3 protein-coding genes are annotated in these 2,635 nt (G+C 69.6%); 1 reads left to right on the forward strand and 2 read right to left on the reverse strand.

Translation table 11 applies throughout. From position 1 onward, the window contains the following. Positions 1 to 882 (reverse strand): carboxylesterase family protein (locus tag AC1DZ6_RS23200; protein ID WP_477099470.1); only part of this gene is annotated, 882 nt, incomplete at its 3' end. 85 nt (positions 883 to 967) lie between these two features. Next, positions 968 to 1,924 (reverse strand): polysaccharide deacetylase family protein, encoded by a 957-nt coding sequence (locus AC1DZ6_RS23205; RefSeq protein ID WP_477099471.1) that lies wholly within the window; start codon positions 1,922 to 1,924, stop codon positions 968 to 970. 186 nt (positions 1,925 to 2,110) lie between these two features. On the opposite strand from AC1DZ6_RS23205, the gene AC1DZ6_RS23210 reads away from it, so the two are divergent. After that, positions 2,111 to 2,617: an RNA polymerase sigma factor gene (locus tag AC1DZ6_RS23210; RefSeq protein WP_477099472.1), complete on the forward strand. Its 507-nt coding sequence runs from the start codon at positions 2,111 to 2,113 to the stop codon at positions 2,615 to 2,617. Positions 2,618 to 2,635 lie beyond the last annotated feature (18 nt).

Consider the following 2,635-nt stretch of genomic DNA (forward strand, 5'->3'; position numbering starts at 1 on the left):
GATCTGGGGCGCGGGAACGTCCAGCACCTTGCGCCAGTCGGCCGGGGCGATGCCCAGCTGCTCCAGGAACATCCGCGTCGTCTGGGCGGCGACCTGCGGGGTCGTCACCCGCACCACCGGGCCGCTCTGGATGATCGCCTTGGCGAACAGCGGCGCCACCGACGGCATGGCGTACAGGCACGAGGTCTTGGCTCCGCCGCCGGACTCGCCGAAGATCGTCACGTTGGCCGGGTCGCCGCCGAAGACCTCGATGTTGCGGGCCACCCACTTCAGGGCCAGCACGATGTCGGACAGGCCCTGGTTGCCCGAGCCGGCGTATTCGGCCCCGCCCAGTTCGCCCAGATACAGATAGCCCAGCACGCCCAGCCGATGGTTGGTGGCGATCACCACCACGTCGTGCTCGCGGGCCAGCATCGCGCCGTCCTGGGCCGTGCTGCCGCCCGAGCCGGTCGTGTAGCCGCCGCCGTGATTGTAGAACATCACCGGCTTGCCCTTGCCCCCGCCGGCCGGGGTCCAGAGGTTCAGCACCAGGCAGTCCTCGCCCGGCGGCGGCTCGTTCAGGCCGTAGACGGTGCTCTGATCCTGCAGCGACGACGTGCCCAGCTTGGTGGCGTCGAACACCCCGCTCCACGGCGCGACCGGCTTGGCCGGCTTGAAGCGGTTCGCCCCCGAGACGCTGGCCCCGTAGGGCACGCCCTTGTAGGCGTCGACGCCGCCCGCCCTCACCCCGCGCAGCCGGCCCTCGGCGATCTGGATCTCGACGCTTTCAGACGCCGCGTCGGCGCAGGCGGCCATCGGCATGGCCAGAGCGCCGGCCAGCGCCGCGCCTCCGGCCAGCAGACGGCGGCGATCGATGTCGGCGTGTCGGATCAAGGACGTCACCAGCAACTCCTGTTTCAATCGACCAGACTCATCCCGAGCGCCGCGCGGGTTTCCTAGCCCGACCTTGGTCGGGGGACGCTCCCCGCTATCGGCACATCTTGTCGAGCTCGGCCCCGCCCCAGGCGGCGGCTTGCGGCGGCAGCGGCAGGCCCCTGGCCTTCATGGCGTTCTCGAGCGTGGTCGGGACGTCGGTCGCCTCGGTCTTGAAGTCGGCGGCGTAGAACCGGTCCCGCTCGGCCTCCTCCAGCCCGACGAAACTCACGCCGTTGTCCTGGTACAGCTTCAGCAGCCTCGGCATCATCCGCGCGTCGAAGGCCCCGGCGTGCATCAGCAGCACATAGGGGATGTCGCGACCGTACAGCGTGGCCGACAGGCCGCGCTCGAAGTCCAGGCTGTCCTGGGCGGCCTTCAGATAGCTGGCCTCCAGCACCGCCACCGCCGCCGCGTCGCCCTTGGCCACGCAGCGGGCATAGGGCTCGTTCCAGGCGTAGTCGCCGAAGCTCATGGTCACGCTGGCGATCCGGTAGCCGCGGGCCTTCAGCATCTTGCGCACTTCGGCGTGCTTGCCCGGCGTGTGCTCGCCCTCGGCCAGGAACGGATAGCGCAGCCAGCGCCAGTCCTGGCCCGCCATATGCTTTTGCAGCAGGGCCTCGTTGCGCACGAGGTCGGCCTCCCAGACCTCGACCGGATTGTCGTTCAGATTGATGTGCGACCAGGTGTGGTTGGCCAGCGGATGGCCCGCCGCGCGCCACAGCGACAGGACGCCCACCGAGTCCGGCTCGCGCTCTTCGCCCACCCCGTTGACGAAGCCGTAGACCGGTCCCGTGCCCGCATCGTGGAAGGCCGCCAGCAGCCGGCCGGCCACGTCGATGCGGCTGACGCCCGGCGGCAGGGCGCTGTGGTTGGGCAGGTCGTCGAAGGTCAGGGCCATCTTCACCGGCGTGGCCGCCTGGGCCGCGCCCGCCGTCGTCGCGGCGAGAGCCAGCGCGGCGATCGCCGCCCACGAGCGTCGCGCGACGCTCCTCAAACCCTCGATGCCCATGCGTCCTCCCGCTTCATTCCTTGGCGAATGATAACGGTACCAGTTATGCCCGCCCCGACCTTCGCCGCAAGGACGTTCGCACGCCGCCGCCCGTCTCGCGAAAACTTCCCGGCCGCCGCTGCGTGTTTTGCCGCGACGTGCGTCATACATCCTGGGAAAATCGTCAGACCTTCATTGGGCGGGACCGTGCGGCCAGCGACCGAGCCAGACCTGAGCAGACTCGACCGGCGCTATCGGCCGGCGCTGATGGCGTTCTTCATGCGCCGCGCCGCCAGCCACAGCGACGCCGAGGACATGACTCAAGAGCTGTTCGCCAAGCTGGCCACGGCGCACGCCAGCCCGATGGACAACGCCGACGCCTACATCTTCCAGATGGCCGCCAACCTGCTGCGCGACCGGGGCCGGCGCGAGAAGGTGCGGGCCAATTACCGCGCCAGCCTCGACACCGGCTCGCTCGATCTCGAACCCCTGGACCCCGCGCGCGTTCTGCTGGGCCGCGAGAGCCTGGGCGAAGTGTCCGACGCCTTGCGCGAACTGCCCGACCGCACCCGCGCCATCTTTCTTCTGTTCCGTCTGGAAGGCATGAAGCAATCCGAACTCGCCGCCCTGTACGGCGTCTCCGTCAGCGCGGTCCAAAAGCACATCCTCAAGGCCATGACCCATCTGACCCGACGCGTGAGGGCCGGCGAATGACCGTCCAGTCTTCCGAAG

The organism is Caulobacter sp. P1_B12_2 (assembly GCF_056406675.1).